Source organism: Pseudonocardia sp. KRD291 (genome assembly GCF_019263595.1).
Classification (GTDB): Bacteria; Actinomycetota; Actinomycetes; order Mycobacteriales; family Pseudonocardiaceae; genus Pseudonocardia.
The window spans coordinates 1-2,589 of the sequence record NZ_JADQDD010000468.1 but is presented as its reverse complement, the minus strand read 5'-3'; the positions used below and the strand labels follow the sequence as shown (position 1 = coordinate 2,589).

Below are 2,589 nucleotides of genomic sequence, written 5' to 3'. Positions count from 1 at the left end.
TAATGCTGTAACCCAATCGCGTTGTGGGATTTGGTCGGGCCGAAGCCGTGCATGTCCCGGACCTCGGACAGTCACGGAGCGCAGTTGCGGGCCGTGCTGATGCGTGGCCGGCGAGCGTGGTCACACCCCGTCGGGCGATACCTGTCGACGGAGGGGAGTGAATCGTGCGGGATTCTCGTACGCGGCACACGGTCGGGTTACCCCGGAACGGTCGTGCCGGTTATCGTTTCGGGCGCGCGAAAAAGCCCCGGAGCAGAAGCTCCGGGGCCTTTTCAGGAACCCTGTGGGTTTCCGACTCAGCCGATGCTGTCGCCGGAGCCCGACTCCTGGCCGCAGTTGTCCGACTGGTCGGTGACCGAGTCGCCGCTCTTGGCCTTGGCGTCGCCCAGGATGCCGAGGGCGCCGGTGACGCCGTTCAGCGCGGACGCGTCCTCGACCGGAACCTGCACACCCAGGACGTTGACCGGGATGTTGTTGTTGCAGGCCTGGATCGGCACGTTGACGTTGTTCCCGTTCAGGCCGGAGACGAGGCCCTTCGAGTCCTTGTCGATGACGTTGGCGGCACCGTGGTGGCCGCCCTTCTCGCCGTCGTGGCCACCGTCGCCGGCGAAGGCCAGCGGGCTGATCGCGAGCAGGGATGCGGCAGACGCCGCCACGACGATTCCAGCCTTCTTCAGCACAGTTCTACTCCAGTTTGATTCTCGAGGCCGCCCGAAGCCGGTCTCTCACCATGTCAGCGCGTTGTCAGAGAGGGGGGAGCCCGCGCCGACTGAGCACAATCTATCCCGCCGCTCCGGCCCGACCAAATCCCACAACACTATTGGGTTACAGCATTACTTTGGGTGTGGTTACTCCTCACTTCGGGGAAATTTTGACCGGTCTTATCGAGGCGATCACGGCGCCAGATGGTCACCCGACGTGATCGCGACCGCCCGAACGGACGCGTACCGCGGGCGGGCCTGCGTCGTGCCGCGTGCTCGCGGTGACCTGGTCGCTCCCGGGTGCGGCTGCGCGAGCGGCCGTAGAGTCCGTTCGTGCCTCGCGCGTTGCTGCTCCGTGACGTCGCGTTGCTGGCGTTGCGTCTGGACCGGCTCGTCCCGGGTCTGCTGGACGGCCCGGTGGCCGACGCGGCATTGCGCCGCCACGTCGCCGACGAGCCCGTCCCGGACCCGCTGGTGCTGTCCCGGCAGGTCGAGCGCCTGAGCCGGGAGCTTCCCGGCGCCGGGCTACCCCCGCGCCGCGAGCGCTACGTCACGGCGCAGCTGCGCGCGCTGGAGTGCCGGATCCGGATCGTGAACGGGGCGCCGGTGTCGTTCCCCGACGAGGTGCTCGCCAGCTACGGGGTGCCGGCCCGGGCCGGTGATCCGGACGTCTACCGGCAGGCGCACCGCAGGCTGGGTGAGCTGCTGCCCGGCACCGGGCCGCTGGCCGGACGGATGGTCGGCTACCGCGAACGCGACCGGATCCCGCCGGAGCGCCTGGCCGACGCCGTGGCGGCGATGACCGCCGAGATGCGCCGCCGGACCGGTGAGCTCATCGCGTTGCCCGCGGGGGAGGAGGTCGAGCACGACGTCGTGCCGGACCGGCCGTGGACCGCCTTCACCCATCACCTCGGTGGGCACCGCAGCCGGATCGCGGTGAGCCGCAGCTCGCGTCTTCGGCGCGGTCAGCTGCTGCCGCTGGTCGTGCACGAGGCGTACCCGGGGCACCACACCCAGTACTGCCGCGCCGCCGCGGCCGCCGCCGACCGGCCCGAGATGGGTCTGCGCCTGGTGCACAGCCCGCAGGGTCTGCTCGCCGAGGGGATGGCCGACGCCGCGCTGGACGTCCTGCCCGGCCCGGGCTGGGGCGCCGTCGCGCAGGAGGTGCTCGCCGACGTCGGCCTCGCCGTGGACGGCGCGCTGGCCGAGGAGGTCGAGTCGGTGCTGACGATGCTGGGCCGGGCCCGCCAGGACGCCGCGTTGATGCGTCACCGCGACGGCGCAGGCCCGGACGAGGTCGCCGGGTACCTGTCCCGGTGGCTGGTCGTCGACGACGGCCGGGCGCGACGGATGCTGTCGTTCCTCGACCACCCGCAGTGGCGGGCCTACGCCACCACCTACGCGGAGGGGCGGCCCCTGGTGTCGGCGTGGCTCGCCCGGCCCGGCACCGATCCCGTCCGGAACCTGCGGAGCCTGCTCGACGAACCGGTCACCCCCGGCGACCTGCAGCGTGACCTGGAGCGCGCCTCGTCCGCCGCCGGTGTCGCACCCGTTTCCGGTGCGGCAGGTGGGCCTGCCGGCTAGACCGGATGGTCGCCGACCGGTCGTGCCACGCTACATGATCGAGACGTCGGACGGTGGCTCACAGACGGTGAACGGTCGGTGACCGTTGTTCCATTGCGGTTCATCTTCCGCTCGTCACAGCAAGTTGCTGTTGACCGCACCAGGGTGACCACTAGTAGCGTCCGTGTTGGCGGTACGTACCCGATGCGTTCCGCCCGGGAGGCCCTGAACGTGGTGTCACACGCACCCGATAGGGCCGGCACCCGGCCCTCGCGGGCGTGCCGGCCGGAGGACCTTGACGGTCCTTCGCCAAGTCGGCACGCCC

At 70.8% G+C, this 2,589-nt stretch carries 2 protein-coding genes; one reads left to right on the top strand and one right to left on the bottom strand.

Going from position 1 to position 2,589, the window contains the following annotated elements; genetic code table 11:
- Positions 1-296: 296 nt before the first annotated feature.
- On the bottom strand, positions 297-680 hold the full coding sequence (locus I4I78_RS31810) for a hypothetical protein (protein WP_218615212.1): 384 nt from the start codon (positions 678-680) through the stop codon (positions 297-299).
- Between the two features lie 354 nt (positions 681-1,034).
- Here I4I78_RS31810 and I4I78_RS31805 point away from each other — a divergent pair, with 354 nt between their 5' ends.
- The gene (locus I4I78_RS31805; RefSeq protein WP_218615211.1) at positions 1,035-2,285 is read left to right on the top strand and encodes a DUF885 domain-containing protein; all 1,251 of its coding nucleotides are present in this window, start codon (positions 1,035-1,037) and stop codon (positions 2,283-2,285) included.
- Positions 2,286-2,589 lie beyond the last annotated feature (304 nt).